This is a genomic window from Pseudomonas ficuserectae (assembly GCF_024584585.1).
In the GTDB taxonomy this organism is placed as follows: Bacteria; Pseudomonadota; Gammaproteobacteria; order Pseudomonadales; family Pseudomonadaceae; genus Aquipseudomonas; species Aquipseudomonas amygdali.
In genome coordinates this window covers 215,913-242,291 of sequence record NZ_CP085684.1, presented here as the reverse complement: position 1 = coordinate 242,291, position 26,379 = coordinate 215,913, and the positions used below count along the sequence as shown (strand labels likewise).

The 26,379-nt window shown below is 59.0% G+C and carries 22 protein-coding genes and 1 pseudogene; 11 read left to right on the top strand and 12 right to left on the bottom strand.

Annotated features, from left to right (window positions below):
• The first annotated feature begins 81 nt into the window (after nucleotides 1-81).
• Nucleotides 82-1,584 (top strand): exopolyphosphatase, encoded by a 1,503-nt coding sequence (gene ppx, locus LJU29_RS01130; protein ID WP_005731673.1) that lies wholly within the window; start codon nucleotides 82-84, stop codon nucleotides 1,582-1,584.
• Here ppx and ppk1 read toward each other — a convergent pair.
• Nucleotides 1,571-3,781, bottom strand: coding sequence for a polyphosphate kinase 1 (gene ppk1, locus LJU29_RS01125; protein ID WP_004655199.1), 2,211 nt, complete (start codon nucleotides 3,779-3,781; stop codon nucleotides 1,571-1,573). The two genes, ppx and ppk1, sit on opposite strands and share 14 nt — an antisense overlap.
• 16 nt (nucleotides 3,782-3,797) lie before the next feature.
• Nucleotides 3,798-4,808 carry a porphobilinogen synthase gene (gene hemB, locus LJU29_RS01120; RefSeq protein ID WP_004655202.1) on the bottom strand — a complete coding sequence of 337 codons (1,011 nt, stop codon included), beginning with the start codon at nucleotides 4,806-4,808 and terminating at the stop codon, nucleotides 3,798-3,800.
• 231 nt (nucleotides 4,809-5,039) lie between these two features.
• Between hemB and LJU29_RS01115 the strand changes: the two genes are divergently transcribed.
• The 5 genes and pseudogenes from LJU29_RS01115 (at nucleotide 5,040) to LJU29_RS01095 (ending at nucleotide 10,343) form a co-directional block, all read left to right on the top strand.
• Nucleotides 5,040-5,702, top strand: coding sequence for a DedA family protein (locus LJU29_RS01115; protein ID WP_004655204.1), 663 nt, complete (start codon nucleotides 5,040-5,042; stop codon nucleotides 5,700-5,702).
• Nucleotides 5,703-5,909: 207 nt separating this feature from the next.
• Complete coding sequence (gene elbB, locus LJU29_RS01110) at nucleotides 5,910-6,578, top strand: isoprenoid biosynthesis glyoxalase ElbB (RefSeq protein ID WP_004655205.1); 669 nt, start codon at nucleotides 5,910-5,912, stop codon at nucleotides 6,576-6,578.
• Between the two features lie 123 nt (nucleotides 6,579-6,701).
• A complete protein-coding gene (locus LJU29_RS01105) occupies nucleotides 6,702-7,760 on the top strand; it encodes a PA0069 family radical SAM protein (RefSeq protein ID WP_257111541.1) in 1,059 nt (352 codons plus the stop codon).
• A 205-nt stretch (nucleotides 7,761-7,965) separates the two neighbouring features.
• The gene (locus tag LJU29_RS01100) at nucleotides 7,966-8,706 is read left to right on the top strand and encodes a carbonic anhydrase (protein ID WP_004655211.1); all 741 of its coding nucleotides are present in this window, start codon (nucleotides 7,966-7,968) and stop codon (nucleotides 8,704-8,706) included.
• Nucleotides 8,707-8,810: 104 nt separating this feature from the next.
• Nucleotides 8,811-10,343: pseudogene (locus LJU29_RS01095) on the top strand (SulP family inorganic anion transporter).
• A 122-nt stretch (nucleotides 10,344-10,465) separates the two neighbouring features.
• Here LJU29_RS01095 and LJU29_RS01090 read toward each other — a convergent pair.
• A complete protein-coding gene (locus LJU29_RS01090) occupies nucleotides 10,466-11,116 on the bottom strand; it encodes a hypothetical protein (RefSeq protein WP_002551545.1) in 651 nt (216 codons plus the stop codon).
• 269 nt (nucleotides 11,117-11,385) lie between these two features.
• Here LJU29_RS01090 and LJU29_RS01085 point away from each other — a divergent pair, with 269 nt between their 5' ends.
• Together LJU29_RS01085 and LJU29_RS01080 are read left to right on the top strand one after the other, a co-directional pair.
• Complete coding sequence (locus tag LJU29_RS01085) at nucleotides 11,386-11,874, top strand: cytochrome c oxidase assembly protein (protein ID WP_002551544.1); 489 nt, start codon at nucleotides 11,386-11,388, stop codon at nucleotides 11,872-11,874.
• A gap of 236 nt (nucleotides 11,875-12,110) precedes the next feature.
• Nucleotides 12,111-12,743 (top strand): SCO family protein, encoded by a 633-nt coding sequence (locus LJU29_RS01080; RefSeq protein ID WP_054996551.1) that lies wholly within the window; start codon nucleotides 12,111-12,113, stop codon nucleotides 12,741-12,743.
• Nucleotides 12,744-12,977: 234 nt separating this feature from the next.
• On the opposite strand, the gene LJU29_RS01075 is transcribed toward LJU29_RS01080, so the two are convergent.
• The 3 genes from LJU29_RS01075 to LJU29_RS01065 are packed head-to-tail and all read right to left on the bottom strand — an operon-like array spanning nucleotide 12,978 to nucleotide 15,482.
• Nucleotides 12,978-13,751, bottom strand: a complete 774-nt coding sequence (locus tag LJU29_RS01075; RefSeq protein ID WP_002551542.1) for a MetQ/NlpA family ABC transporter substrate-binding protein — start codon at nucleotides 13,749-13,751, stop codon at nucleotides 12,978-12,980.
• A gap of 49 nt (nucleotides 13,752-13,800) precedes the next feature.
• On the bottom strand, nucleotides 13,801-14,475 hold the full coding sequence (locus LJU29_RS01070; RefSeq protein ID WP_004666537.1) for a methionine ABC transporter permease: 675 nt from the start codon (nucleotides 14,473-14,475) through the stop codon (nucleotides 13,801-13,803).
• Nucleotides 14,475-15,482 (bottom strand): methionine ABC transporter ATP-binding protein, encoded by a 1,008-nt coding sequence (locus tag LJU29_RS01065; protein WP_002551540.1) that lies wholly within the window; start codon nucleotides 15,480-15,482, stop codon nucleotides 14,475-14,477. Before LJU29_RS01065 ends, LJU29_RS01070 begins: the two co-directional genes overlap by 1 nt.
• 306 nt (nucleotides 15,483-15,788) lie before the next feature.
• On the opposite strand from LJU29_RS01065, the gene katE reads away from it, so the two are divergent.
• The gene (gene katE / locus LJU29_RS01060) at nucleotides 15,789-17,939 is read left to right on the top strand and encodes a catalase HPII (RefSeq protein ID WP_257111540.1); all 2,151 of its coding nucleotides are present in this window, start codon (nucleotides 15,789-15,791) and stop codon (nucleotides 17,937-17,939) included.
• A 151-nt stretch (nucleotides 17,940-18,090) separates the two neighbouring features.
• Here katE and LJU29_RS01055 read toward each other — a convergent pair whose 3' ends face one another.
• From LJU29_RS01055 to LJU29_RS01040, 4 genes are read right to left on the bottom strand one after another with little or no spacing between them, the layout of a single operon-like run.
• Nucleotides 18,091-18,807 (bottom strand): PA5502 family lipoprotein, encoded by a 717-nt coding sequence (locus LJU29_RS01055; protein WP_005731663.1) that lies wholly within the window; start codon nucleotides 18,805-18,807, stop codon nucleotides 18,091-18,093.
• A 38-nt stretch (nucleotides 18,808-18,845) separates the two neighbouring features.
• On the bottom strand, nucleotides 18,846-19,634 hold the full coding sequence (gene znuB, locus LJU29_RS01050) for a zinc ABC transporter permease subunit ZnuB (protein WP_005731662.1): 789 nt from the start codon (nucleotides 19,632-19,634) through the stop codon (nucleotides 18,846-18,848).
• Nucleotides 19,627-20,424: a zinc ABC transporter ATP-binding protein ZnuC gene (znuC, locus tag LJU29_RS01045; RefSeq protein ID WP_005757620.1), complete on the bottom strand. Its 798-nt coding sequence runs from the start codon at nucleotides 20,422-20,424 to the stop codon at nucleotides 19,627-19,629. The genes znuB and znuC overlap by 8 nt, the downstream gene beginning before the upstream one ends.
• On the bottom strand, nucleotides 20,424-20,906 hold the full coding sequence (locus LJU29_RS01040) for a Fur family transcriptional regulator (protein WP_002551451.1): 483 nt from the start codon (nucleotides 20,904-20,906) through the stop codon (nucleotides 20,424-20,426). The genes znuC and LJU29_RS01040 overlap by 1 nt, the downstream gene beginning before the upstream one ends.
• A 67-nt stretch (nucleotides 20,907-20,973) precedes the next feature.
• Here LJU29_RS01040 and znuA point away from each other — a divergent pair, with 67 nt between their 5' ends.
• Nucleotides 20,974-21,915 (top strand): zinc ABC transporter substrate-binding protein ZnuA, encoded by a 942-nt coding sequence (gene znuA / locus LJU29_RS01035; RefSeq protein ID WP_057423459.1) that lies wholly within the window; start codon nucleotides 20,974-20,976, stop codon nucleotides 21,913-21,915.
• Nucleotides 21,916-22,040: 125 nt separating this feature from the next.
• Here znuA and LJU29_RS01030 read toward each other — a convergent pair whose 3' ends face one another.
• On the bottom strand, nucleotides 22,041-22,991 hold the full coding sequence (locus LJU29_RS01030) for a homoserine kinase (RefSeq protein ID WP_005757616.1): 951 nt from the start codon (nucleotides 22,989-22,991) through the stop codon (nucleotides 22,041-22,043).
• 36 nt (nucleotides 22,992-23,027) lie between these two features.
• A complete protein-coding gene (locus LJU29_RS01025) occupies nucleotides 23,028-23,315 on the bottom strand; it encodes a DUF2782 domain-containing protein (protein WP_004655238.1) in 288 nt (95 codons plus the stop codon).
• 74 nt (nucleotides 23,316-23,389) lie between these two features.
• On the opposite strand from LJU29_RS01025, the gene polA reads away from it, so the two are divergent.
• Nucleotides 23,390-26,155 (top strand): DNA polymerase I, encoded by a 2,766-nt coding sequence (gene polA, locus LJU29_RS01020; protein WP_057422594.1) that lies wholly within the window; start codon nucleotides 23,390-23,392, stop codon nucleotides 26,153-26,155.
• Nucleotides 26,156-26,379 lie beyond the last annotated feature (224 nt).

Genomic DNA, 26,379 nt, shown 5'->3' with positions numbered 1-26,379 from the left:
CCGCTGCCTGGACAGCTTCGCGTTGGCGGCAGGCATGGATCGTGGCACGATGGTCCGGTTATCGAACTGGATTTCCTGACCATGCCGCACTCAACACCCAAGAATTTTTCACTGATCGCCGCCATCGACCTGGGCTCCAACAGCTTTCATATGGTTGTGGCAAAAGCCAATCAGGGCGAAATTCGCATTCTTGAGCGCCTGGGCGAGAAGGTGCAGTTGGCCGCTGGCATCGACGAAGAACGCCAGTTGACTGAAGAATCCATGCAGCGCGGTCTCGACTGCCTGAAACGTTTTGCCCAGCTGATCAATGGCCTGCCGCCCGGTGCCGTACGCATCGTGGGGACCAACGCGCTGCGCGAAGCCCGCAACCGCAACGACTTCATTCATCGCGCCGAAGAGATTCTCGGCCATCCGGTGGAAGTGATCTCCGGCCGCGAAGAAGCGCGCCTCATTTATCTGGGCGTTTCGCACACGCTGGCCGACACCCCCGGCAAGCGACTGGTCGCCGACATCGGCGGCGGCAGTACCGAATTCATCATCGGCCAGCGCTTTGAGCCGCTGCTGCGTGAAAGCCTGCAGATGGGCTGCGTGAGTTTTACTCAGCGCTACTTCCGCGACGGCAAGGTGACACCCGCGCGTTACGCACAGGCCTACACCGCTGCCCGCCTGGAAATCATGAGCATCGAACATGCGCTGCATCGCCTGAAGTGGGATGAAGCCATCGGTTCGTCAGGCACCATTCGCGCTATCGGCCTTGCACTCAAAGCCAACGGTTACGGCGCTGGCGAGGTTAATGCCGAAGGGCTGGCCTGGCTCAAGCGCAAGCTGTTCAAGCTGGGTGACGTCGAAAAGATCGACTTCGACGGCATCAAGCCCGACCGCCGCGCGATTTTCCCCGCAGGCCTGGCGATTCTTGAAGCGATCTTCGATGCGCTTGAGCTCAAGCGCATGGATCACTGCGAAGGTGCCCTGCGTGAAGGCGTGCTGTACGACCTGATGGGCCGCCACCATCACGAAGACGTGCGTGAGCGCACGCTCAGCTCGCTGATGGAGCGCTACCATGTTGATCTGGAACAGGCCGCACGCGTCGAAGCCAAGGCGCTGCATGCGCTGGAGCAGGTTGCCGAAAGCTGGGAATTGCAACACGAGAGCTACGCCGAACTGCTGAGCTGGGCCGCCAAGGTGCATGAGATTGGCCTGGACATTGCTCACTATCACTACCACAAGCACGGCGCGTACCTGATCGAGCACTCTGACCTTGCCGGTTTCTCCCGCGAAGACCAGCAAATGCTCGCTCTGCTGGTGCGCGGTCATCGCCGTAATATTCCCAAGGACAAGTTCGCCGATTTCGGCGCAGAAGGCATCAAGCTGATTCGCCTGTGCGTGTTGTTGCGCTTTGCGATTCTGTTTCACCACATTCGTGGCACCCAGGAGATGCCGCGTGTGATCTTGCGTGCCGACGGCCCGAATCTGGACGCCGAGTTCCCCACAGGCTGGCTGGAAAACAACCAGCTGACTCAGGCCGACTTCGCGCTGGAAGCGGAGTGGCTGACCCGAGTCGGCATCGTCTTCAGCGTACGCTGAGAACCGGGTTGCTCAGGCGCTCCAGCAGGGTCGCCTGGGCGCTTCGGGCGTTCTGATTGCCGGTCGGCATGCTACGCACGTAACGCCCGTCTGGCTGCAACAGCCAGCTGTGGGTGTTGTCGGTCAGGTAGCTTTCCAGCTCCTTCTTCACACGCAGAATCAATTTCTTGCCTTCCACCGGGAAGCAGGTCTCGACACGCTTGTCGAGGTTGCGCTCCATCCAGTCGGCACTCGACAGGAACATTTGCTCGTCGCCGCCGTTGAGGAAGTAGAACACCCGCGTGTGCTCCAGGAATCGGCCGATGATCGAGCGCACATGGATGTTGTGCGAAACCCCGGCGATGCCCGGACGCAAACAGCACATGCCGCGCACCACCAGATCGATGCGCACACCGGACTGACTGGCCTTGTACAACGCGCGAATGATCTTCGGATCGGTCAGCGAGTTGAACTTGGCGATGATGTGCGCTGGCTTGCCGTCGAGCGCAAACTGCGTCTCACGGGCAATCATGTCGAGCATGCCTTTCTTGAGCGTGAACGGCGCATGCAGCAGTTTCTTCATGCGCAGCGTTTTGCCCATGCCGATCAGCTGACTGAACAGTTTGCCGACGTCTTCGCACAATGCGTCGTCAGAGGTCAGCAGGCTGTAGTCGGTGTAAAGACGCGCATTACCGGCGTGATAGTTACCGGTCCCGAGGTGGGCGTAACGCACGATCTCGCCGGCTTCGCGACGCAGGATCAGCATCATCTTGGCGTGGGTCTTGAAGCCGACCACACCGTAGATCACCACCGCACCGGCAGCCTGAAGACGGCTGGCCAGTTGCAGGTTGGACTCTTCGTCGAAGCGGGCACGCAATTCGATCACCGCGGTGACCTCTTTGCCGTTACGCGCCGCATCGACCAGCGCATCGACGATTTCCGAGTTCGCACCGCTGCGGTACAGCGTCTGGCGCACAGCCAGAACGTGTGGATCCTTTGCCGCCTGACGCAGCAGGTCGACAACCGGGGTGAACGACTCGAAAGGGTGCAGCAGCAGAATGTCCTGCTTGCTGATCACGCTGAAAATGTTTTCGCTGTTCTGCAGCAGTTTGGGGATCGCTGGCGTGAACGGCGGGTATTGCAATTCAGGGTGGCTGTCCAGGCCAGTAATACTGAACAGGCGCGTCAGGTTGACCGGCCCGTTGACCTGATACAGCTCGGACTCGTTCAGGTTGAACTGTTTGAGCAGGTAGTCCGACAGGTGTTTGGGGCAGGTATCCGCTACCTCCAGACGTACCGCATCGCCGTAGCGACGCGAGAACAGCTCGCCGCGCAGGGCACGTGCCAAGTCTTCCACATCTTCCGAGTCCAGCGCCAGATCGGCGTTTCGGGTCAGGCGGAACTGGTAGCAGCCCTTGACCTTCATGCCCTGAAACAGATCGTCGGCGTGAGCGTGGATCATCGACGACAGGAAAACGAAGTTGTCGCCAGGGCCACAGACCTCTTCCGGCACCTTGATGACACGCGGCAGCAAACGCGGTGCCGGAATGATCGCAAGGCCCGAGTCGCGACCGAAGGCGTCGATACCTTCAAGCTCGACAATGAAGTTCAGGCTCTTGTTGACCAGCAACGGGAACGGGTGGGTCGGGTCCAGACCGATCGGGGTGATGATCGGCGCGATCTCGTCACGGAAGTAGCGACGTACCCAGGCCTTGAGCTTGGCCGTCCAGTGACGACGACGAATGAAGCGGACCTGATGCTTTTCCAGCTCCGGGAGCAGAATGTCGTTGAGGATCGCGTACTGGCGATCAACATGACCATGCACCAGCTCGCTGATTCTGGCCAACGCCTGATGCGGCTGCAAACCGTCGGCCCCGGCCTGTTCACGGGCAAAGGTGATCTGTTTCTTCAGACCTGCGACACGAATCTCGAAGAACTCATCGAGGTTGCTGGAGAAGATCAGCAGGAACTTCAGCCGCTCCAGCAACGGGTAGGACTCATCGAGCGCCTGTTCCAGTACCCGGATGTTGAACTGCAATTGCGACAGTTCACGGTGGATATACAGGCTGCTGTCGTCCAGGTTCGGAGCGACGATAGCGGGCACTGTAGCGGCAGGTGCCTCAATGGCCGGGATTACTTCGATGTCAGGTTCAACCGCGGGCGTCGCCTGCGGAACATCGACTTCAACAGCGGCTTCGATGAGTGCTTCGGTATTCATGAATGATCCTGTGAGGCTATTGCCCCTTCAACAGTTGAGCGGCGCGAACAGCGAAGTAGGTAAGGATGCCGTCGGCACCGGCGCGTTTGAAGGCCGTGAGGGACTCGAGAATAACCCCTTCACTCAGCCAACCATTCTGGATTGCTGCCATGTGCATCGCGTATTCACCACTGACCTGATAGACAAAGGTCGGCACTTTGAACTCATCCTTGACCCTGTGCAGGATGTCCAGATAAGGCATGCCCGGCTTGACCATCACCATGTCGGCACCCTCAGCCAGGTCAGCTGCGACTTCGTGCAGTGCCTCGTTGCTGTTGGCCGGGTCCATCTGATAGGACGCCTTGTTGGCCTTGCCCAGATTCAGCGAAGAACCCACCGCATCACGGAACGGGCCGTAATAGGCACTGGCGTATTTGGCCGAGTAGGCCATGATCCGCACATTGACGTGCCCGGCCAGCTCCAGCGACTCACGGATGGCCTGGATGCGACCGTCCATCATGTCCGAAGGCGCGATCACCTGAGCGCCTGCATCGGCGTGCGACAAGGCCTGCTTCACCAGTGCATCGACAGTGATGTCGTTCTGCACATAGCCCTCTTCGTCGAGGATGCCGTCCTGACCATGGGTGGTAAACGGGTCCAGCGCCACATCAGTGATGACGCCCAGCTCCGGGAAACGGTCACGCAACGCGCGGGTGGCGCGTTGCGCAATGCCATCCGGGTTCCAGGCTTCAGCGCCGTCCAGAGATTTTTTCTCGGCCGGCGTTACCGGGAACAAGGCCAGCGCTGGAATGCCCAGTGCGACCCAGTGCTCGGCTTCCTCAAGCAACAGATCGACACTGAGACGCTCGACGCCAGGCATCGAGGCAATGGATTCACGACGGTTTTCACCATCGAGGACGAATACGGGGAGAATCAGATCATCAACGGTGACAACGTTTTCACGCACCAGCCTACGGGAAAAGTCGTCGCGGCGATTACGACGCAGACGAGTGAGAGGAAACAGGCGGTTTGCGGGGGTAAAGCTCACGGCGAGACTCCTGAGCCCGCTTACGCGGGCAAGCGCGACAGTTATAAGCCGCCATTATGACCAATGTGTGACAGTCATGGTTCGACCTGCGACTGCACGTCGCGGTCATGGCCCTTATGAGGATCCAACCATTGTGGTTGTAAGAATCTTTAACGTCGAGACACATATCGACACTTTCATCATTGTCTTGGGCGCGTTAGGCTGCGCGTTCATTTCGCCAGCATCCAGACAATGCTCCAGAATTTCTTGAACGAATTCGGCTACTTTGCCCTGTTCCTCGGCACCTTTTTTGAAGGCGAGACCATTCTGGTTCTCGCCGGCTTTCTGGCGTTTCGCGGATACATGGACCTCAATATCGTCATCCTCGTTGCCTTCTGCGGCAGCTATGCGGGTGACCAGTTGTGGTATTTCATGGGGCGCAAACACGGCCGCAAGCTCCTGGCGCGCAAGCCCCGCTGGCAACTCATGGGCGACAAGGCCCTGCGGCTGGTGCGCAAGCACCCGGATATATGGGTACTGAGCTTCCGCTTCGTGTATGGCCTGCGAACGGTCATGCCGGTGGCCATCGGCCTGTCAGGCTACCCACCGGGGCGTTACCTGCTGCTTAACGGTATCGGCGCGGCTGTCTGGGCGGCTGCACTGGGTTCGGCGGCCTACCATTTCGGCGCGGTTCTCGAGGGCTTGCTGGGCAACGTCAAGAAATACGAACTCTGGGTGCTGGGTGCGCTGATACTGCTCGGCCTTGGTCTGTGGCTGCGCCGACGCATCAAGAACGCGCGTATTGCCCGTGAAGAGCGTGAAGAAAAGAGCCGCTTCTGTGCATCTGCAGCGGCGTCCGATCTGGATACACCTGTCCCCGTGCCCGTCGACCTGACGAAAAAATCAGACGAGTAATTTCTCCGTTTCCTTCCCCGAGTGGAGGCTGACAGGCCTCACTCGGCGGCAGTGCGCCGCTGCTGCCTGACCTTGCGAACATCACCCTCCCCCACGCATTTTTGCGTAGTCTGTAACGCGTCAACTGAACACTCGGCCCATAAAGCGATCAATCAATGGACGAATTAAAAGAAGCCTTAGATTGCTCAAGTACAAGGAGCCGAATCGATGCAGAAAAAAGTGGCTGTAATCCTGTCCGGTTGTGGCGTCTATGACGGTGCCGAAATCCATGAAAGCGTCCTCACCCTGCTTCGTCTGGATCAACGTGGTGCGCAGGTCCAGTGCTTTGCGCCGAACATCGCCCAGCATCACGTCATCAACCACCTGACTGGCGAGGAAATGCCCGAGTCGCGCAATGTGCTGATCGAATCTGCGCGCATTGCACGGGGTGACGTGAAGGACATCCGCGATGCAAACGCAGAGGACTTTGACGCCCTGATCATCCCGGGCGGTTTCGGCTCGGCGAAGAACCTTTCCGACCTTGCCCTGCAAGGCCCTGCCTGCCAGGTGGAAGCCGGGCTGCTGGAACTCGCAGAGGCGTTCGCAGAAGCAGGCAAACCGGTCGGGCTGATCTGCATCACCCCGGCACTTGCAGCGAAGATCTATGGTCCCGGCGTTACCTGCACCATCGGCAACGACCCTGATACCGCTGCGGCCATTACCAAGATGGGCGGCAGCCACGCGCCATGCGCTGTCGATGACATCGTCGAAGACGAAGCACGAAAACTGGTCTGCACGCCCGCCTACATGGTTGCCAAAAGCATCAGTGAGGCTGCATCGGGCATTAACAAGCTGGTTGACCGCGTGCTGGAGCTGACGCACGAGGGCGATGCCTGACCTGCCGCGGGACAAATCCAATGCACCGCCCGTCAGACGAGCGGTGTTTTACAACCCAGCCATAGTGATAGATCACGGCCTTATGCTTTACTGTATGCATAAACAGTATTTGAGTATTGCCAGATGTCCAGCCCCTATCCGGTTCGTGGCCGCGGTACTGCCAGCAACCCGCATAATCGCTTCGCACCCAGCCAGTCCGTGGCCGAGGACGACGGCTGGTATCAGGAAGTGCCACTTACCCAAGGCACTCAGGTTACCAGCGAGACCGCCAAAAGCATCATTACCCGCAACAGCTCGCCGGATATTCCCTTTGATCGCTCGATCAACCCTTACCGGGGCTGCGAACATGGCTGCATCTATTGTTTCGCCAGGCCCAGCCATGCCTACTGGGACATGTCGCCGGGGCTTGATTTCGAAACAAAGCTGATCGCCAAGACCAACGCAGCGGCGCTGTTGGAGCAACAGCTCTCCAAACCAGGCTACCGCTGTGCGCCCATTACGTTAGGGGCCAATACCGACCCGTATCAGCCTATCGAACGTGAATACCGCATTACTCGCGCCACGCTTGAGGTGTTGTTGCGCTATCGGCACCCGGTCAGCATCATTACCAAGGGCTCGCTGATCCTGCGCGACCTGGACCTGCTCGCAGAGATGGCCAGACTTCGGCTGGTGTCAGTATTCATCAGCCTGACTACACTGGATGACGAGCTCAAATGCATCCTCGAACCCAGGGCGGCAGCGCCCAAGGCTCGCTTGCGGGCCATTCGGGTGTTGCGTCAGGCGGGCGTTCCCGTCGGGGTGCTGTGCGCGCCCATGATTCCGATGATCAATGACAGCGAACTGGAGGCGCTGCTGAGCGAGGCGAAAGCGGCAGGCGCGCTAAGCGCAAGTTACGTGATGCTGCGCCTGCCGCTGGAGGTCGCCCCGTTGTTCGACGAATGGCTGAAGACATATTACCCGCAACGCGCCGAACATGTGATGAGCCTGATTCGTCAAAGCCGCGGCGGAGCGCTGTACGACAGTCAGTTTGGCTCGCGAATGCGCGGCGAAGGACCGCTTGCTGATCTACTGGCTCAACGCTATGCCTTGGCAATCAAACGGCTTGGATTGAACAAACGTGGTGGCTTCACACTCGATTGCGATGCGTTTTGTCCGCCAGGAGGACAAATGTCACTGCTGTGACGAACTTGGTACTATCGTGCAAACCCGCGTCCCAGAGCCATCGCATTCAGTTTCGCTTAAGCTTGGGCGATTAGTCTGTAATTCGGAGTGTCACCAGCGATAGTGCTCAAGGGATTTGTTCGTGATACCACTTACAGGGATCACATCCGGCTCTGGTCAAACAGGCATGAAGAATCCACATCAATCCGTCAGAGAGGATGAAGACATGACAGACATCGGTAAACAGCATTCGGCTACGTCGTCCAGCACATCAAGCCATTCAGACAGCGCCGACGTAGCGTTGAAACATATTGTCGATGGCTTTGTACATTTTCGTAACGAGGTCTTCCCCCAGCAGGAAGAACTGTTCAAGAAGCTGGCGACCGCCCAGTCGCCACGGGCCATGTTCATCACCTGCGCCGACTCGCGCATCGTGCCTGAACTGATTACCCAAAGCTCGCCAGGCGACCTGTTCGTGACGCGTAACGTCGGTAACGTTGTGCCTCCGTATGGCCAGATGAACGGTGGTGTGTCCACAGCTCTGGAGTACGCAGTTGTCGCGCTGGGCGTGCAACACATCATTGTCTGCGGACATTCCGACTGCGGCGCCATGCGTGCAGTGCTCAACCCTGACAGCCTGGACAAGATGCCTACGGTAAAAGCCTGGTTGCGGCATGCCGAGGTCGCCCGCACAGTGGTCGAGCAGAACTGCAGTTGCAGCGGCGAGCTGGAAACCATGCAGGTCCTGACTCAGGAAAACGTGATTTCCCAGTTGCATCACCTGCGTACCCACCCTTCGGTCGCAGCGAAAATGGCCAGCGGCCAATTGTTCATTCATGGCTGGGTCTACAGCATCGAAACCAGCGAAATCCTGGCTTATGACGCCGAGCTCGATCGTTTCATACCGCTCGACGGTTCGGGACCGACGCCGATGGCTTCACCGAAAGCACGCTTTTCAGCCGACTGATCACCAGTCCGACTGACGGCAAGCCCTTCTATATCAGCTGATGGCGGCTGCGCAGGATGCGCGTCGCCCGTCTTGCCTCGTCTGAAGAATCCCGGAGAAGCGTCATGGGTATTACAGCATTGAAAACCGCTTTACCACGGGAGCTGCTCGCTTCCGTGGTCGTGTTTCTGGTCGCCCTGCCGCTGTGCATGGGGATCGCCATTGCATCCGGCATGCCTCCGGCCAAAGGTCTGATCACCGGCATCGTGGGCGGGCTGATAGTCGGCTGGATAGCCGGTTCGCCGTTGCAGGTCAGCGGTCCCGCAGCCGGTCTGGCAGTACTGGTTTTTGAAGTGGTACGCGAGCACGGTATGGCCATGCTGGGTCCTATTCTGGTACTCGCCGGGTTGCTTCAGCTGCTGGCAGGTCGATTCAAGCTTGGCTGCTGGTTCCGGGTCACGGCACCTGCGGTGGTCTATGGCATGCTCGCCGGTATCGGCGTGTTGATCGTACTGTCACAGGCACACGTGATGTTCGACAGCGGTCCCAAACCTTCCGGGCTGGACAATCTGATCGCCTTCCCTTCTACACTGATCCAGGCCTTCGGACCAGGCACCGGCATGCAGGCCGGTATGCTCGGTCTGGGCACCATGCTGATCATGTGGGGCTGGGAAAAACTTCGTCCGCAGTCTTTGCGCTTCGTACCCGGCGCGCTACTGGGCGTGGGTATCGCAACTGGCATCAGCCTGTTCATGGCCTTGCAGGTCAAGCGTGTCGAAGTGCCTGACAACCTGGCGGACGCCATCGACTGGCTGCGTCCGACCGACCTGATGAATCTGGCCGACCCGGCCATTCTGGTTGCCGCTATCGTCGTAGCATTCATTGCCAGTGCCGAAACCCTGCTGTCCGCCTCGGCGGTTGACCGCATGCACAGTGGCCAGCGTTCGGACTTCGACAAGGAACTCAGCGCTCAGGGCGTGGGCAATATGCTCTGCGGCGTGCTCGGTGCATTGCCGATGACCGGCGTTATTGTGCGCAGCTCGGCCAATGTCCAGGCCGGTGCCACCACGCGCTTCTCGACGATCTTCCACGGTCTGTGGCTGCTGGCGTTCGTTTTGCTGCTGTCAAGCGTACTGCAGAGCATTCCGGTCGCGAGTCTGGCTGGTGTGCTGGTCTACACCGGCCTGAAGCTGGTCGATCTGAAGGCATTTCGTGGTCTGGGCCGCTATGGCCGGATGCCGATGTTCACGTATGCGGCGACTGCCGTGGCGATCATCTTCACCGACCTGCTGACCGGTGTACTGGTCGGTTTCGGTCTGACCCTGGTGAAGCTGGCGTTCAAGGCTTCGCGCCTGAAGATCAACGTGGTCGAACTGGCGGGCGAGAAGGAATTCTAGCTGCGCCTGGTCGGTGCCGCGACGTTCCTCAAGGTGCCTGCGCTGACTCAGGCTCTGGGCACTATCCCGCAGGGCAGTACCGTGCATGTGCCGCTGGGCAATCTGTCCTACATAGACCACTCGTGCCTGGAACTGCTGGAAGAGTGGGGACGTTCCAATGCCGCTCATGGCACCCGACTGCTCATTGAGCCGCATGGGTTGAAGCGTCGTCTTGAAGGGCGGATCTACACAACAACGGGTATAGGCTCGGGCGCCGCCTGATAGTCAAAGCGTTGGGGCTGAAGCCTGGAATGACGATAGGAGCCGGATGGGTCTTCGCATAGCAGCGGAGCGATATCCGGCTCCTTCCATTGCGGGCGAAGACATTGATTCGGGCCTCTGAATCAGATGACGGAGCGCTCCAGCTCCAGGCCGATACCCAATTGTCGTGACAGGCTTGGCCAGCGCTTCCACGCTGCACCTGTATCAGGACTGGTCAGTTTTTCGCGGTAGGCCTCGACAGAGTCCAGCGCGAAACTTTCATCATCAAGCAGCTTGTCGACGGCATGGTGAACCGCCTCGTCCAGCTGGTTGGCAAATTGCTCGCCGATCAACTGGTGGGCAATCACGCTGGCAACCGTGGTATTTGACGGTATCAGCGGCTGACCAAAATGCTTGATGTACAGATCGTTCACCTCCTCGACCAGTCTGTGTGCCAGATAGGCCTCGTCCAGCAGGCTTTCCAGCCCTTCATGTCCGTCCATGATGGAAGGGGGTGCTGCGAAAAAATGCTCTGCGATTTTCAGTACCGGTTTAATCTGCCCTTCGATACCGGCTTCTACGGCGACCTCGTGAGCAGCGTCCAGCAGGTCGGGGACCAAGTCGATGTAAGCAGTGACGAAACGCGTCAACACGTCCTTCGCGTCGACATCCGGGAGGTGAATGGCGGGATGAAGATGTGGGAGCTTTTGTTCCAACTGTTGCAGCAAGTGGCCGGTCTCGGCTTCATGTTGATGGGCTAGTTGTATCTGCTCGCGCAATGCGGCGGTGTTCATGGCAGTGGGGACTCCTGAGGGCGTTAAACCCCGTGGTTCGGTTATGGAGAGTCATACGTTAGCTCGGTTAACTAAATGCCTAAGACATTTTTGCTATAACCGAAACGCATTTATATGCACTGGCTATATCAAAGCGCTTTTTGCTCAGTTTCTGACCATTTGCCTACATTGGCGCATAAATACGGCACCTTGCGCTGATGTAAGCAGGCTACTCTGAAGCCGCCCGCAGCCCTTTCGACACGCTGTCTGACATAAAAAGTGAGCCCGGCATGACTCAGCCTCTTTTATCCAAGCGGCTTGCTCTGCGTTTAATCTGTTTGCTGGTGATCATGTTCATCTGCGGATTTGCATTGCCGTCGCTCTATGCTTTGCTGACCGGGCATGACAGAAACCGCGACCAGGACGCTTCGCGGCAGATCGAGGTGCAGTTCACCGCGACAAACTCTGCCGGGATGGTCTGGGCGTTCTACCCGCGCGCCAGCCAGATGCAAATCAACCCTGGTGCGGTCAACGAGATGATTTTCGTGGCGCAGAACCCTACTGACAAACCGATGAAAGCCCAGGCTGTACCGGGCATTTCGCCGGGGAAGGCGGCAGAGTGGTTTCACAAGACCGAATGTTTCTGCTTCACCCAACAGACCTTACAGCCGGGTGAGCGTATCGAAATGCCCGTGCGCTTCATCGTTGATCGCGACCTGCCCGCAGAGGTGAAACGCCTGACCCTCGCCTATACGCTGTTCGATGTCACTGCGCCCTAGGCTCTGTACGTAAAGTGGCTGCGCTCGGTGATGCTGCGTTAAAAACAGGCTCGAGCGCGAGTCCGATCGGAATGCTCATTTACAACACGTAGAGTCGAACGCGACCCCGGCCGTTCCTCGCCTGTTTTTGCCTTGCCTGACCTTCGCTCGCCGACTTTTCGTACAGAACCTAGGCGCTCGAAGCCATATAGGCCATCATCCCCAGCCGCATGCCGATCACTACCCGCGTTGATGCCATGACCCGTATCCAGAAAACCGTTTTTATCGCTGCCGCCCTTGTTGCCCTCGTTCTGGGCCTGATCCTCAGCCAGTTGCTGCCGGGCAGCGGGTCTGAGGATCAGGCGGCACTTAACGATGCAGGTATTGTGCTGCTACCGAAAAGCCGCCCGTTGCCAGCCTTGAGCATGTCGGACCAGAACGGCGCAGCGGTGGCCCTTGATGACTTGAAAGGCAAATGGACGCTGATGTTTTTCGGCTACACCTTCTGCCCGGACATCTGCCCCACTACCCTGGCGCAGATAAAGCAGATCAGGACCGAGCTGCCTGAAAAGGTGGTCGAGCGCATGCGTGTGGTGCTGGTCAGCGTCGACCCTGACCGCGACACGCCGCAGCAGCTCAAGCAATATCTGGGTTATTTCGACAAGCAGTACATCGGCCTCACGGCACCTGTCGCTGATATCCAGAAGCTGGCCAACGCAGTGAGCATCCCGTTCATTCCCGCAGACACCAGCAAAGCGAACTACTTCGTCGATCACAGCGGTAATCTGGCTTTGATCGGCCCGGATGGTACGCAGCGAGGCTTTATCCGCGCACCGTTGAACAATCAGAAGCTGGTGAAGCAATTGCCGAGGCTGCTGGAAAGGGATTAGGGCCTGTGAGATTCCTGCGGGAGTAACCGGGGCGGCGATCCGCATTGCTCACGACGACTTGGTCCAAACGCTCTATTTTCTGAAGGCTTTACCGGCCTCTTCGCGAGCAAGCTCGCTCCCACGACGCGCCTGTATAACTATGAGCACAGAGCGTGGGAGCGATAAGGTGTTCCCGACGCTCTGCGTCACAAGGGACGCAGAGCACTGGCGCGAGAACCACAAGGTGCGATCAGATCAGAACGCCGGAACCACAGCGCCTTTGTATTTCTCGGCCAGGAAGGTTTTCACTTCAGGACTCTGCAGGGCCGCTACCAACTTTTTCATCGCGTCTGAATCCTTGTTGTCCGGGCGGGCAACCAGAATGTTCGCGTAGGGCGAATCGGCACCTTCGATGATCAGTGCGTCCTTGGTCGGCTCAAGCTTGGCGCTCAAGGCATAATTGGTATTGATCAGCGCCAGATCGACCTGAGTCAGTACGCGCGGCAACGTAGCTGCTTCCAGCTCACGGAACTTGAGGTCTTTCGGGTTATTCACGACATCCGAAGGCTTGGACAGGATATTGGTCGGATCCTTCAAGGTAATCAGACCTGCCTTGGCCAGCAGCAGCAAGGCACGGCCTTCATTGGTGGCGTCGTTTGGCAGGGCAACGTTGGCACCATTGGGCAGTTCTTCCAGCTTCTTGAACTTGTCCGAGTACGCACCGAACGGTTCTACGTGAACCTTGGCTACGGCCACCAGATCTGTGCCCTTGCCCTTGTTGAACTCATCCAGATACGGCTGGTGCTGGAAGAAGTTAGCGTCCATACGGTTCTGCGACACCTGTACGTTCGGCTGGATGTAGTCGTTGAACACCTTGATGTTCAAGTCCACGCCCTCTTTGGCCAGCGTCGGTTTGACGAACTCGAGAATCTCGGCGTGCGGCACGGCAGAGGCCGCGACGGTCAGGGTTTCGTTGGCCTGCGCGGACAAGGCAGTAACAGCGGCGAATATGGCCAATAGTTTTTTCATGCAACAACTCCTTTGGGCCCGCACAGGCGGGCCGATACCAACGGTTCGATCAACGATGTGTGAAATGCGCGACCAGTCTGTCGCCGATGGTTTGCAGAATCTGCACCAGCACCAGCAACAATACGACCGTCACGAACATCACATCGTTCTGGAAGCGTTGATAACCATATCGGATGGCCAGATCGCCCAGCCCGCCAGCACCCACGGCACCGGCCATGGCGGTGAACGACACCAGCGCAATGGCGGTAACAGTGATTGCAGCCAGAATGCCGGGGCGCGCTTCAGGCAGCAGCGCCTTGACGATGATCTGCCGAGTCGTCGCGCCCATGGCCTGCGTGGCTTCGATGATGCCGCGATCCACTTCGCGCAATGCTGTCTCTACCAGACGCGCAAAGAACGGCGTGGCGCCAGCGATCAGCGGCGGCAACGTGCCGAGAATGCCCAGTGACGTGCCGGTAATGATTTCGGTGAGCGGCATCATCACGATCAGCAGGATGATGAACGGCAACGCACGCAGCATGTTCACAATCAACCCGACCGTGGCGTACAGCTGCTTGTGTTCCAGCAACTGCCGCGGCGAAGTGAGGAACATCAGCACACCCAGCGGCAGGCCAAGCAGGATGGTGAAGCCCAGCGAAACACCGAGCATGATCAACGTGTCGCCGGTGGCGACCCAGATCTCGTACCAGTCGACATTGGAAAACAGGTTCAGAAAAGCGTCCATCAGCGCAGCACCTCCATATGAACGTCGGCGGCGGTGAAGCGCGCAAAAGCAGCGTCCATATCGCCGCCGGTGATGGCCAGCGTCAACTGCCCATAAGGGGTGTCCTTGATGCGGTCGATGCGTCCGGCAAGGATGCTGTAGTCGACGCCGGTTTCGCGGGCCACGGTGCCCAGCAGAGGCGCATACGTCGCATCGCCCTGAAAGGTCAGGCGCACGATACGCCCTTGAACATGAGCGAAATCGTCACGCTGTTCATTTTCATCGATCTGGTCATCTTCCTGCACAAAACGCTTGGTCGTCGGGTGCTGCGGGTGCAGAAACACATCGGCGACCTTGCCTTGCTCGACAATCACGCCAGCATCCATGACCGCCACCTGGTCACAGACGCGACGAATCACGTCCATTTCATGGGTGATGAGCACGATGGTCAGCTTCAGTTCGCGATTGATCTCGGCCAACAATTGCAAAACCGACGCAGTGGTCTGCGGGTCCAGCGCGCTGGTGGCTTCATCGCACAGCAGGATTTTCGGCTTGGTGGCCAGGGCGCGGGCGATGCCGACGCGCTGCTTTTGGCCGCCGGACAATTGCGCCGGGTATTTTTTCGCATGATCGGACAATCCAACCCGCTCCAACAGCTCAGCCACGCGCTGGTCGATCTGCTTGCGGGGCATGTCACCCGCCAGCGTCAGCGGCATCGCAACATTGTCGGCCACGGTTTTGGAGGCCAGCAGATTGAAGTGCTGGAAGATCATCCCGACTTGTTGGCGGAAGCGGCGCAGGCCATTGGCATCAAGCGCCGTGACGTCTTCACCGTCAACCACGATCTGTCCACCGCTCGGGGTCTCCAGACGGTTGATCAGGCGCAGCAAGGTACTTTTGCCAGCGCCGGAATGGCCGATGATGCCGAACACCTGGCCGCCGTCGACGCGCAGGCTGGTAGGGTGCAGGGCCGGTATTTCCTTGCCTGCCACCCGATAGGTTTTGTGGACGTTATGAAACTCGATCACGGAGCGAACCTTGTGGGGCGCGTTAAAAAATCAGCGCAGTGGCAGGACGCCACCTGCTTCGTTACCTCGGCCGGGTAAAGCCGGGCGCGCATTTTAGCCTGTCCGGCCCGCTGTGCTTAGCATTTATTTGCAGGCCGCCCTGCGCAACGGGCATAACGCGACCGTTGGTAAAGATGTGCGACAAATAAAGGGAACGGCTGTTTTAGGTCTCGGTCACTTCTTGGATACCGTGATTTCCCGCTTACGCCAGGGAAGTCGTATTCAGCGAACCCAACTCAATGATTGGGGCGAGATAAGGAGTCTCTGATGGCTAGCAAGAACGCACCACCTGTAACCGCAACGCCCAAGAGCGAAATGGCAGGTACTGACACTCTGGACCGTGGTAACACCAACGACAAGCTGGACAGCCTTGAGCAGTTCCGCTCGGACGCCACCAGCCAGGCATTGCGCACCAATCACGGCGTCAAGATTTCCGATAACCAGAACACTCTGAAAGTCGGCAGCCGTGGCCCGTCGCTGCTCGAAGACTTCATCATGCGTGAAAAGATCACGCACTTTGACCATGAGCGCATCCCGGAGCGTATCGTTCACGCCCGCGGCACCGCGGCACATGGTTATTTCCAGACCTATGAAGACCATGGCGCGCTGAGTAAAGCGGGCTTCCTGCGTGATCCGGGCAAGAAGACCCCGGTGTTCGTGCGCTTCTCTACCGTTCAGGGCCCGCGCGGCTCGGGCGATACCGTGCGCGACGTGCGTGGCTTTGCGGTCAAGCTCTACACCGAAGAAGGCAACTTCGATCTGGTCGGCAACAACATGCCGATCTTTTTCATTCAGGACGCCATCAAGTTTCCTGACTTCGTGCACGCGGTAAAACCAGAGCCGCATAACGAAATCCCGACCGGGGGCTCGGCTCACGACACCTTCTGGGACTTCGTTTCGCTGGTGCCGGAATCTGCACACATGGTGCTGTGGACCATGTCCGACCGTGCCATTCCGAAAAGCCTGCGCACCATGCAGGGCTTTGGTATCCACACCTTCCGCTTTATCAACACCGAAGGTAAGTCGAGCTTCGTGAAGTTTCACTGGAAGCCCAAGTTCGGCGTGTGCTCGCTGGTCTGGGACGAAGCGCAGAAGCTGGCTGGCAAGGACACCGATTTCCACCGCCGCGACCTGTGGGAATCCATCGAGATGGGCGACTACCCGGAATGGGAACTGGGCGTACAGATCGTTGCCGAGGAAGACGAGCACAAGTTCGACTTCGACCTGCTCGATCCGACCAAGATCATTCCCGAAGAACTGGTACCGGTCACTCCGCTGGGCAAGATGGTCTTGAACCGTAACCCGGACAACTATTTCGCCGAGACCGAGCAGGTTGCCTTCTGTCCGGGCCACATCGTGCCAGGTATCGACTTCTCCAATGACCCGCTGCTGCAAGGTCGCCTGTTCTCCTACACCGACACGCAGATCAGCCGTCTGGGTGGGCCGAACTTCCACGAGATCCCGATCAACCGTCCGATTGCGCCTAACCATAACGGTCAGCGCGATGCGCAGCACCGCACCACCATCGACAAGGGCCGCGCTTCTTACGAGCCGAACTCGATCGATGGCGGCTGGCCGAAAGAAACCCCTGCCGGCCCTGTAGATGGCGGCTTCGAGACCTACCCTGAGCGCGTTGAAGCGCACAAGGTTCGTGAGCGCAGCGAATCGTTTGGCGACCACTTCTCGCAGGCCACCCTGTTCTTCCAAAGCATGAGCCATCACGAGAAAGAGCACATCATCGCGGCCTATAGCTTCGAATTGGGCAAGGTCGAGCGCGAGTACATTCGTGCCCGTCAGGTCAACGAGATTCTGGCCAATATCGACCTGGAACTGGCCAGCCGCGTAGCCGCCAATCTGGGCTTGCCAGCACCGACTGCCGGGACCGTGCCAGTGCGTCAGACTTCGGTAAAAGAGTCGCCGGCGCTGAGCCAGGTCAACCTGCTTTCTGGCGATATCGTTTCACGCAAGGTTGCCATTCTTGTGGCAGACGGCGTGGACGGCAAAGCGGTCGAAGCCATGAAAGCTGCACTGACTGCCGAAGGCGCACACGCCAAGGTATTGGGCCCGACCTCCGCACCGGTCAAGACCGCTGACGGCCAGAGCCTGCCAGTGGACGCATCGGCTGAAGGCCTGCCTTCGGTAGCGTTCGACGCAGTCTTCGTGCCGGGTGGCAAGGCTTCGATCGAAGCGCTGAAAGGCGACGGCGTGGCACTGCACTTCATCCTGGAAGCCTACAAGCACCTCAAGGCCATCTCCTTTGCCGGGGAGGTCAAGGAGCTGTTGAGCCTGCTACGCCTGGAAGAAGATGCGGGCCTGCTGGAGGTATCCGATAGCAAATCGTTCAAAGCGTTCTTCAACGCGATTGCTCAGCACCGCGTATGGGATCGTGAAGTGAAAGCCAAGGCTGTTCCGGCTTGATCTGACGTGCTAGATCGCTCCCACGCTCCGGCGTGGGAGCGCCTTTCTGAACCTTCTCGCCCCCCACATAGACTCCCCAACACTTCTCGTTCCTCACGTTCCGCGTGGGAATGCAGTTCTGGACGCTCTGCGTCCGCTTTGAAGGATCGACTCAGGACTTCGCTGGCGTCAGGATGATCTGCGCTTTTTCATTGCGCTCGATCTGGCGACGCAATTGCAACTCGAAATCCGGATTGGCCTTGACCACCCGCTTGGTCAGCAACGTGGCCAGCCACGGATAGTCTTCGGTGCGCGGCACCACCATCAGCACTTCACAGTTGAACGCTACGGTATCCGCTGCGATATCGTCCAGTTGACGACGCAATGCACGCATATCGCCGATCTTGAGTTCAATTGTCGTGCTTTCTGCCGACGGATCGATGAGCTTGGCAACCCTTCTGGCTTCGGCCGCCTTCAAATCCGCTTCGGCTTTTTCCAGCTCGGCCTTGCGCGCATGGGCAATGGCGCCATTGACGCCACTGGTCAGTGCCGGCGCCTTGGGCATCAGCGCGCGCGCACGAGTGAGTGCGTTGGCCGCCGCATTCATATCACCCTTTTGCAGGCTGATCTGGCTGCGACTCAGATAGGCTTCGGCCAGACGACGCTGAAAAGGCTCGAGGCGGATATCGGCAGGATTGGCGGCCTGCAACGCGGCCAGTTGATCCTCGGCCGTCGCCAGCTCATTGCTGACGATGTTCTGCTCAAGCTGAGCGAACGCGTCAGGCTGAACGTCGGAGGCAGGCGTCTCGGCAGTGGGCGCACTCTGGCAGGCACCCAGCAGGATGGAAAATGCGACAAGCAGCAGATAGCGTGGGGCGAACGGCTTCATTCCTGCGATTCTCTAGTTTGCGCAAAAAACGAGCAAGTCTACACCGCTCGCCTGGGTAGAACAAAGCTGAGCAAAAACAACGCTGCAGCGGATACCACTATAGACGGTCCTGCCGGGGTGTCCTTGAACCATGACAATGATAGCCCGACACACACGGCTATCACGCCTAACAGGCTTGCACCCAGCGCCATTTGCTCCGGCGAGCGGGCGTGACGCTGCGCCGCAGCGGCGGGAATGATCAGCAGCGACGTGATCAGCAGAACGCCGACGATCTTCATCGCCACAGCGATCACCACGGCGATCAGCAGCATCAGCGCCATGCGCAATGCCGCGACGGGCAGGCCTTCGACCCGCGCCAGCTCTTCATGCACGGTGATTGCCAGCAGCGGGCGCCACAGCGCAACAATCAATACCAGCACCAGCGCGCTGCCGCCCAGGATCCAGGTCAGATCAGCCGGGCTGATGGCAAGCAGGTCGCCAAACAGATAAGCCATCAGGTCGATACGCACTTCATGCATGAAGCTGAGCACCACCAGGCCGAGCGACAGCGTGCTCGGTGCGAGGATCCCCAGCAGTGTGTCCGAGGCCAGCGGCTGGCGCTGTTGCAGCGTGACCAGCAGCACCGCCAGCAGCAGGCAGCCGACCGTCACCGCAATGGTCGGGCTGATATCCAGCAGGAAGCCAAGCGCCACACCGAGCAATGCTGCGTGGGAAAGCGTATCACCGAAGTACGCCATGCGCCGCCAGACCACGAACGACCCCAGCGGGCCTGCGACGACAGCCAGAGCAACGCCTGCGAGCAAGGCATACAGTAAAAAATCAGCCATGCTTGCAGTGGTCTCCGTGAACATGAGTGTGAGTATGTGAGGAAGTCGCCGGTGCATCATTCACCACAGCGCCATGCAGATCGTGGGCGTGGTCGTGATGGTGGTGATAGATCGCCAGGCTTTGCGCATTTTTGCCGAACAGCTCGACAAACGCCGGATCATGGCTGACCTGCTCGGGATGCCCGGAGCAGCAAACATGGCGGTTCAGACAGACCACCTGATCGGTCGTGCTCATGACCAGATGCAAATCATGAGACACCATCAGCACTCCGCACTGGTGGCGGTCGCGCAACCGGGTAATAAGGCCGTACAGCTCGGCCTGACCTGCCACGTCGACACCCTGCACCGGCTCATCGAGCACCAGCAATTCAGGCTTGCGCAACAAGGCTCGGGCCAGCAGAACGCGCTGCATCTCGCCACCGGAAATACCTTGAATCGGGCTATCGATGACCTTCTCGGCCCCGACTTCTTCCAGGGCAGACTCTGCAGCCATGCGGTCCACACCGGGCACCAGACGCAAAAAGCGCAGCACCGACAGCGGCAGCGTCTGATCCACATGCAGTTTTTGCGGCATGTAACCGACACGCAGCTTCGGCTTGCGCCAGACGGTTCCGGAGTCGGGCTTGAGCAGCCCCAGCACTGCACGCACCAGCGTGGTCTTGCCAGCGCCGTTAGGGCCGATCAGCGTAACGATTTCGCCCGGCTTTACGCTCAACTGGATGTTGTCCAGAACGCTTTGCCCGGACAGCGTTACAGCGACCTGTTCCAGACGTATCAATGCATCCGTCATCAAGCCGCCTTGCAGCCGGCGCATACACCCACGATCTCGACCGTCTGGCCTTCGACCGCGAAGCCAACGCCTGCAGCGGCATCGATGACGGCATTGCTGATGGCCGGGTGCTGCAGCTCGATCGCCGCGTGACACAGGCGGCAAATCAGAAACTGCCCCTGATGCGCATGAGTGGGGTGATTGCAGCCGGTGAACGCGTTGAGTGAGGCAATGCGGTGCACCAGACCGTTTTCCAGCAGGAAATCCAGTGCACGATAAACGGTTGGCGGCGCAGCGCGGCGACCGTCTTCATCACTCAGCACTGCAAGGATGTCGTAGGCACCCAGCGGCTTGTGGCTTTGCCAGACCAGTTCCAGCACGCGACGGCGCAAGGTGGTCAGGCGCAGCCCCTGTTTGGCGCACAGCGCATCGGCTTCGGCGAGGGCCGAATGCACGCAGTGAGAGTGGTCATGGGGGCGACTGGCCAGGGGAGTATTGGGCATGAGCAGCGACGATATTGGCTAGAGACGTTATTATGTTACCTGTTCCTGGCTTATATGAGTGATTCGAGTGCGCCGTCTTTTAAATCTTGTTGCTGTTTTGTGGGTCAGTCTGCTGGTCATTTCCCCTGTTCAGGCCGAGGTCCGGGTGCTGACCAGTATCAAGCCATTGCAGCTGATTGCAGCGGCTGTGCAGGATGGCGTTGGTACACCGGAAGTGCTTCTGCCACCGGGTGCCTCACCGCATAACTATGCGCTGCGTCCATCCGACGTACGGCGCGTGCAGGAAGTAGAGTTGCTCTACTGGATCGGCCCGGACATGGAAGCTTTCCTGCCACGCGTCATTCAGGGCCGCAAACTGCCTGCAGTTGCCGTGCAGACGCTGCCGGGCATGCACTTGCGCCACTTCGGCCAGGACAATGCCTCGCATGATGACCACGAACATGATCACGACAACGATTCAGACGAACATGATCATGATCACCGGCCCGGCAGCCTGGATTCACACCTGTGGCTGTCGACCGTCAATGCTCGGGTGATTGCCGCGAAAATGGCCACAGACCTGAGCGCTGCCGACCCTGCCAATGCAGCTCGTTACGCGAGTAACGCTGCCGCATTCAGCAAACGCCTTGACGCGCTGGATGCTCGTATCAAGGATCGGGTCAGTGCAGTGGCAGGCAAGCCTTACTTCGTCTTCCACGAGGCTTTCGATTATTTCGAAGAGGCCTATGGGCTCAAACACGCCGGGGTATTCTCCATCGCCGCCGAGATCCAGCCCGGCGCGCAGCATGTCGCCGCCATGCGTGAACGCCTGAAGGCTGCGGGCAAAACCTGTGTATTCAGTGAACCACCACTGCGCCCGCGCCTGGCTGAAACCTTGAGCGCAGGCCTGCCGGTCAAGCTGGCGGAGCTGGATGGACTGGGCGGCTACACCCCGGCCACCGCGCAGGGTTACGAGCAGGTATTGCAGAAGCTGGCTGATGACCTGGCAGGTTGCCTGAGCAGTCTCTGACTGCCACCGCCCACATCGCAGCACTGCTGTGTGACGCTGAGCGTCACGAACTGCATTCCCACGCGGAGCATGGGAACGAGAGTCAACCGTCCGACTGGCTCAGACGCGCGGAGGCAGGTCTGGTCTCAGAGCGCAAACGGCAAGGCTATGTGCGCTTCCTGGCGCTCAGCCAGGCGGCGCTCGAACTCCGCGGGATCATGAATCAGCACGTCCTGACCGGCGAAGGTTTCGGCGGCGATCAGGCGAGACAGCCAGAAGCGCACGCAGGCGATGCGCAACATGGTCGTCCAGAGCTTCGACTCCGCCGCAGTGAATGGTCGCAAACCTGCATAAGCCCCCAGCAGCGCACGAGCGCGGACGGCATCGAGCTGGCCGTTTTCACGTGAGCACCAGTCATTGAGGGCAATCGCCAGGTCGTAGAGCATCGGCCCGGAACAGGCGTTATAGAAGTCGATCAGCCCGGTCAGGTGCGTGCCTTCAAACAACACGTTGTCACGAAACAGGTCCGCGTGCAGGTTGGCGCGCGGCAACGCCATGATCTGTGGCTTGAAGTCTTCGATCTCTTGAAGGCTTTTTTCCAGCAAGGCTCGCTGGGTTTCGCCCAGATGCGACAGAAAATTGCGCCCCTCACTCAGCATCCAGTCCAGACCTCGATCGGTCTTGCGCTCCAGCACCTGCTCACGGGTCGCCAGATGCAGGTTGGCCAACAGCTCGCCAATCTGCACGCAGTGCTGGGTATTGGGCTCGCTAATGTGCTTGCCTGGCAAACGTGGCTGCAGAAGCGCCGGTTTGCCCGCCAATTGCCGCAGGGCCTCACCGTCGGTGGTGCGCAATGCGTACGGCACCGGCAAATCGGCATCGTGCAGCACGTCGAGCAGTTCGATGAAGAACGGCATCTCCTGCACCGGGCCGCGTTCGACCAGCGTCAGAACGAATTCGCCCTGCTCCAGACTGATGAAGTAGTTGGTGTTTTCGCTACCGGCGGCAATGCCCTGATAGTCAAGCAAACGGCCGAGCCCGTAAGGGGCGAGAAATGCTTCCAGCTCGGGCCGGGCCAACGGGGTAAAAACGGACATGTCAGAACTGCCAGCAATTAAAGTGAATGTAGGTGGCTACCATTCGAATATTTTCCACTCCGGGATCAGCATGTCCGGTTGGTCCGAACGGATAAAATTGGGACTTGTACCATCGGATCGCACCAGAAAATAGGGCTTGCCGTGCTTGGGGGTAATCTTTACAGCATACAGAAAACCGTTCTGGCGGTATTCCTGAATGGTTTTGTCCCCGTCGGTGCGGATAGTAACGTCCGGTGCAGCCGAAGGTGGGTCCTCTGCTGAAACTGCGAGCAAAGGACAAAATGCCAACAGGCCGGTCAATATCAGTCGATTTACCTTGCACATGATAACCTTGTCCCTTTGTCGTCAATGGTCCGCGCATTCTAGCGCCGGCCCCGCCGAAAAGGTTGATTCTGCTCATGACCCAAGCGCCGCTCGTCCTGATAGACGGTTCCTCTTACCTCTATCGCGCCTTCCACGCACTGCCACCACTGACCACGTCCAAAGGATTGCCGACGGGCGCCGTCAAAGGCGTGCTCAACATGCTCAAAAGCCTGCGTCGCCAGTACCCGGACAGCCCGTTTGCGGTGGTCTTCGATGCCAAGGGCGGGACTTTCCGCGACGCGCTGTATACCGATTACAAAGCCAATCGGCCCAGCATGCCGGATGACCTGCGCGTGCAGGTCGATCTGCTGCATGCCTGCGTCAAGGGCATGGGTTATCCGCTGCTGTGCGTGGAAGGCGTTGAGGCAGACGACGTGATCGGCACCCTGGCGCGCAGCAGCGCAGCAGCGGACCGTCCGGTGATCATCTCCACCGGTGACAAGGACATGGCGCAACTGGTCGACGGACACATCACCCTGGTCAACACCATGACCGGCAGCGTGCTGGACGTGGCTGGCGTGAAAGAGAAGTTCGGCGTCGGTCCGGAGCACATCATCGACTACCTCGCACTGATGGGCGACAAGGTCGACAACATACCTGGCGTCCCCGGCGTCGGCGAAAAGACTGCCGTCGGCTTGCTGGTTGGCGTGGGCGGCGGAATCAAGAAGCTTTACGAACGCCTCGAAACGGTCGCGACCCTGCCTATTCGTGGGGCCAAGACCCTGGCGGCCAAGCTTGAAGAGCATCGTGCGATGGCCTTCCTGTCCTATGAACTGGCAACTATCAAGATCGACGTGCCACTGGACATCGAACTGGACCAGCTGCATTGCGGCGAGCCGGACCGCGACAAATTGATGGAGCTGTACGCCGAGCTGGAATTCAAAAGCTGGATCGAAGACCTGCAACGTGATGCCAAACGCGCCGGGCAGGAGCTGGCCGTCGAAGAGCCAACCGTCGAGGCAAAAGAAGCCGCCTATGAAGTCATTCTCGAGCAGAGCCAGTTCGACGCGTGGCTGAAGAAGCTCAACGCCGCGCCGCTGTTCGCCTTTGTGACCCAGAGCAACGGCACCGACGCCCAGCGCGCGCAACTGGTAGGTTTGTCTTTTGCCATTCAAACCCATGAAGCCGCCTACATTCCGCTGACCCACTCCTACATGGGGGTGCCGCAGCAACTGGACCGCGACACAGTACTCAAGGCGCTCAAGCCGCTGCTTGAAGACCCGGATAAAACCAAGGTCGGTCAACACGCCAAGTTCGCTATCAACCTGCTTGCCAACTGCGCGCTCGACGGCGATCAGACCCAAGGCATCGACCTGCAGGGCGTCAGGTTCGACACCATTCTGGAATCCTACGTTCTGGATTCCACTGCCACCCGCCACGACCGTGACAGCCTGGTGGCCAAGTACCTGACGCACACGCCGATCAACTTCCAGGAGATCGCCGGCAAAGGTGCCAAGCAGCTGACCTTCGACCAGATCGCCATCGAGCAGGCTGGTAATTATGCTGCCGAAGAAGCCGACCTGACCCTGCGCCTGCATGAAGTCTTCGAAGCGCGTCTGGCCGCAATTCCAACCTTGCAGCCGGTCTTGCACGACATCGAGATGCCGCTGGTGCCCGTCCTTGCAGGCATCGAACGCCAGGGCGCACTGGTCGATGCCAACCTGCTGGGCATCCAGAGCGTCGAACTGGGCGACAAGATGACCGCGCTGGAGCGCGAAGCCTTTGCTATTGCCGGTGAAGAGTTCAACCTGGGCTCGCCCAAACAGCTCGGCGTGATTCTCTACGAAAAGCTCGGTATGCCGATCCTCAGCAAGACCGCCACCGGCCAGGCATCGACTGCCGAGGCCGTGCTGGCCGAACTCGCCGAGCAGGACTTCCCGCTGCCCAAGGTACTGATGCAATACCGCTCGATGAGCAAGCTCAAGAGCACTTACACCGACCGCCTGCCGGAGCAGATCAACCCGCGCACCGGACGCATTCACACCTCCTATCACCAGGCAGTGGCGGTGACCGGGCGCTTGTCATCCAGCGATCCGAACCTGCAGAACATCCCGATCCGTACTGCTGAAGGCCGACGCATCCGTCAGGCGTTCGTGGCCCCCAAGGGCTACAAGCTGCTGGCGGCAGACTATTCGCAGATCGAACTGCGCATCATGGCGCATCTGGCACAGGACGAAGGCTTGCTGCATGCCTTCCGCAACGACCTGGACGTTCACCGCGCGACGGCAGCGGAAGTCTTCGGCGTCGAGCTGGAAAACGTCACCACGGACATGCGCCGCAGCGCCAAGGCGATCAACTTCGGCCTGATCTACGGCATGAGCGCGTTTGGCCTGGCCAAACAGATTGGCGTGGACCGCAAGCAATCACAGGCTTATGTCGACCGTTACTTCGCCCGCTACCCCGGCGTGCTGGATTACATGGAGCGCACACGTGCGCAGGCCGCCGAGCAGGGTTTTGTCGAGACCATTTTCGGCCGTCGCCTGTACTTGCCGGACATCAACGCCAAGAACCAGTCCCTGCGCAAAGGTGCGGAACGCATGGCGATCAACGCGCCGATGCAAGGCACTGCGGCGGACATCATCAAGAAAGCCATGGTGGCCGTGAATGGCTGGCTGGAAGAATCCGGTCTGGATGCGCGGGTCATTCTGCAGGTGCATGACGAACTGGTGCTGGAGGTGCGCGAAGACCTGGTCGATCAGATCAGTGAACAGATCCGCCCACACATGAGTGGCGCAGCAGAATTGGCAGTGCCGCTGCTGGTGGAAGTCGGGGTCGGCAACAACTGGGACGAGGCGCACTGACACTGAAAGGGCGAACCTGTCAGCAGGTTCGTCAAACATTGTAGGAAATGTGAACTTTTATTCATTGCTGGAACTTAACCGTTTGGACAGGAGTCAGAGGTCTCGATTGGTTGAAAAATCGATCGTGCTCCTAGTTGTGTTAAGTGTTGGCAGTTATCCAGATCCCACCCTAAGGTCTGGACCTTAAGCCCCGGAACTTCCCCCTCCCCATGCGAAGTCCGGGG

Coding starts and splice junctions, on each gene's coding strand:
- znuC (WP_005757620.1), bottom strand. CDS start 20,424: ATGACGGATGCATTGATACGTCTGGAACAGGTCGCTGTAACGCTGTCC.
- LJU29_RS01075 (WP_002551542.1), bottom strand. CDS start 13,751: ATGAAAAAACTATTGGCCATATTCGCCGCTGTTACTGCCTTGTCCGCG.
- LJU29_RS01115 (WP_004655204.1), top strand. CDS start 5,040: ATGCTCCAGAATTTCTTGAACGAATTCGGCTACTTTGCCCTGTTCCTC.
- LJU29_RS01030 (WP_005757616.1), bottom strand. CDS start 22,991: ATGTCCGTTTTTACCCCGTTGGCCCGGCCCGAGCTGGAAGCATTTCTC.
- katE (WP_257111540.1), top strand. CDS start 15,789: ATGGCTAGCAAGAACGCACCACCTGTAACCGCAACGCCCAAGAGCGAA.
- LJU29_RS01040 (WP_002551451.1), bottom strand. CDS start 20,906: ATGCCCAATACTCCCCTGGCCAGTCGCCCCCATGACCACTCTCACTGC.
- LJU29_RS01025 (WP_004655238.1), bottom strand. CDS start 23,315: ATGTGCAAGGTAAATCGACTGATATTGACCGGCCTGTTGGCATTTTGT.
- znuB (WP_005731662.1), bottom strand. CDS start 19,634: ATGGCTGATTTTTTACTGTATGCCTTGCTCGCAGGCGTTGCTCTGGCT.
- ppx (WP_005731673.1), top strand. CDS start 82: ATGCCGCACTCAACACCCAAGAATTTTTCACTGATCGCCGCCATCGAC.
- elbB (WP_004655205.1), top strand. CDS start 5,910: ATGCAGAAAAAAGTGGCTGTAATCCTGTCCGGTTGTGGCGTCTATGAC.
- LJU29_RS01085 (WP_002551544.1), top strand. CDS start 11,386: ATGACTCAGCCTCTTTTATCCAAGCGGCTTGCTCTGCGTTTAATCTGT.
- LJU29_RS01090 (WP_002551545.1), bottom strand. CDS start 11,116: ATGAACACCGCCGCATTGCGCGAGCAGATACAACTAGCCCATCAACAT.
- ppk1 (WP_004655199.1), bottom strand. CDS start 3,781: ATGAATACCGAAGCACTCATCGAAGCCGCTGTTGAAGTCGATGTTCCG.
- LJU29_RS01055 (WP_005731663.1), bottom strand. CDS start 18,807: ATGAAGCCGTTCGCCCCACGCTATCTGCTGCTTGTCGCATTTTCCATC.
- LJU29_RS01105 (WP_257111541.1), top strand. CDS start 6,702: ATGTCCAGCCCCTATCCGGTTCGTGGCCGCGGTACTGCCAGCAACCCG.
- LJU29_RS01070 (WP_004666537.1), bottom strand. CDS start 14,475: ATGGACGCTTTTCTGAACCTGTTTTCCAATGTCGACTGGTACGAGATC.
- polA (WP_057422594.1), top strand. CDS start 23,390: ATGACCCAAGCGCCGCTCGTCCTGATAGACGGTTCCTCTTACCTCTAT.
- LJU29_RS01100 (WP_004655211.1), top strand. CDS start 7,966: ATGACAGACATCGGTAAACAGCATTCGGCTACGTCGTCCAGCACATCA.
- LJU29_RS01080 (WP_054996551.1), top strand. CDS start 12,111: ATGACCCGTATCCAGAAAACCGTTTTTATCGCTGCCGCCCTTGTTGCC.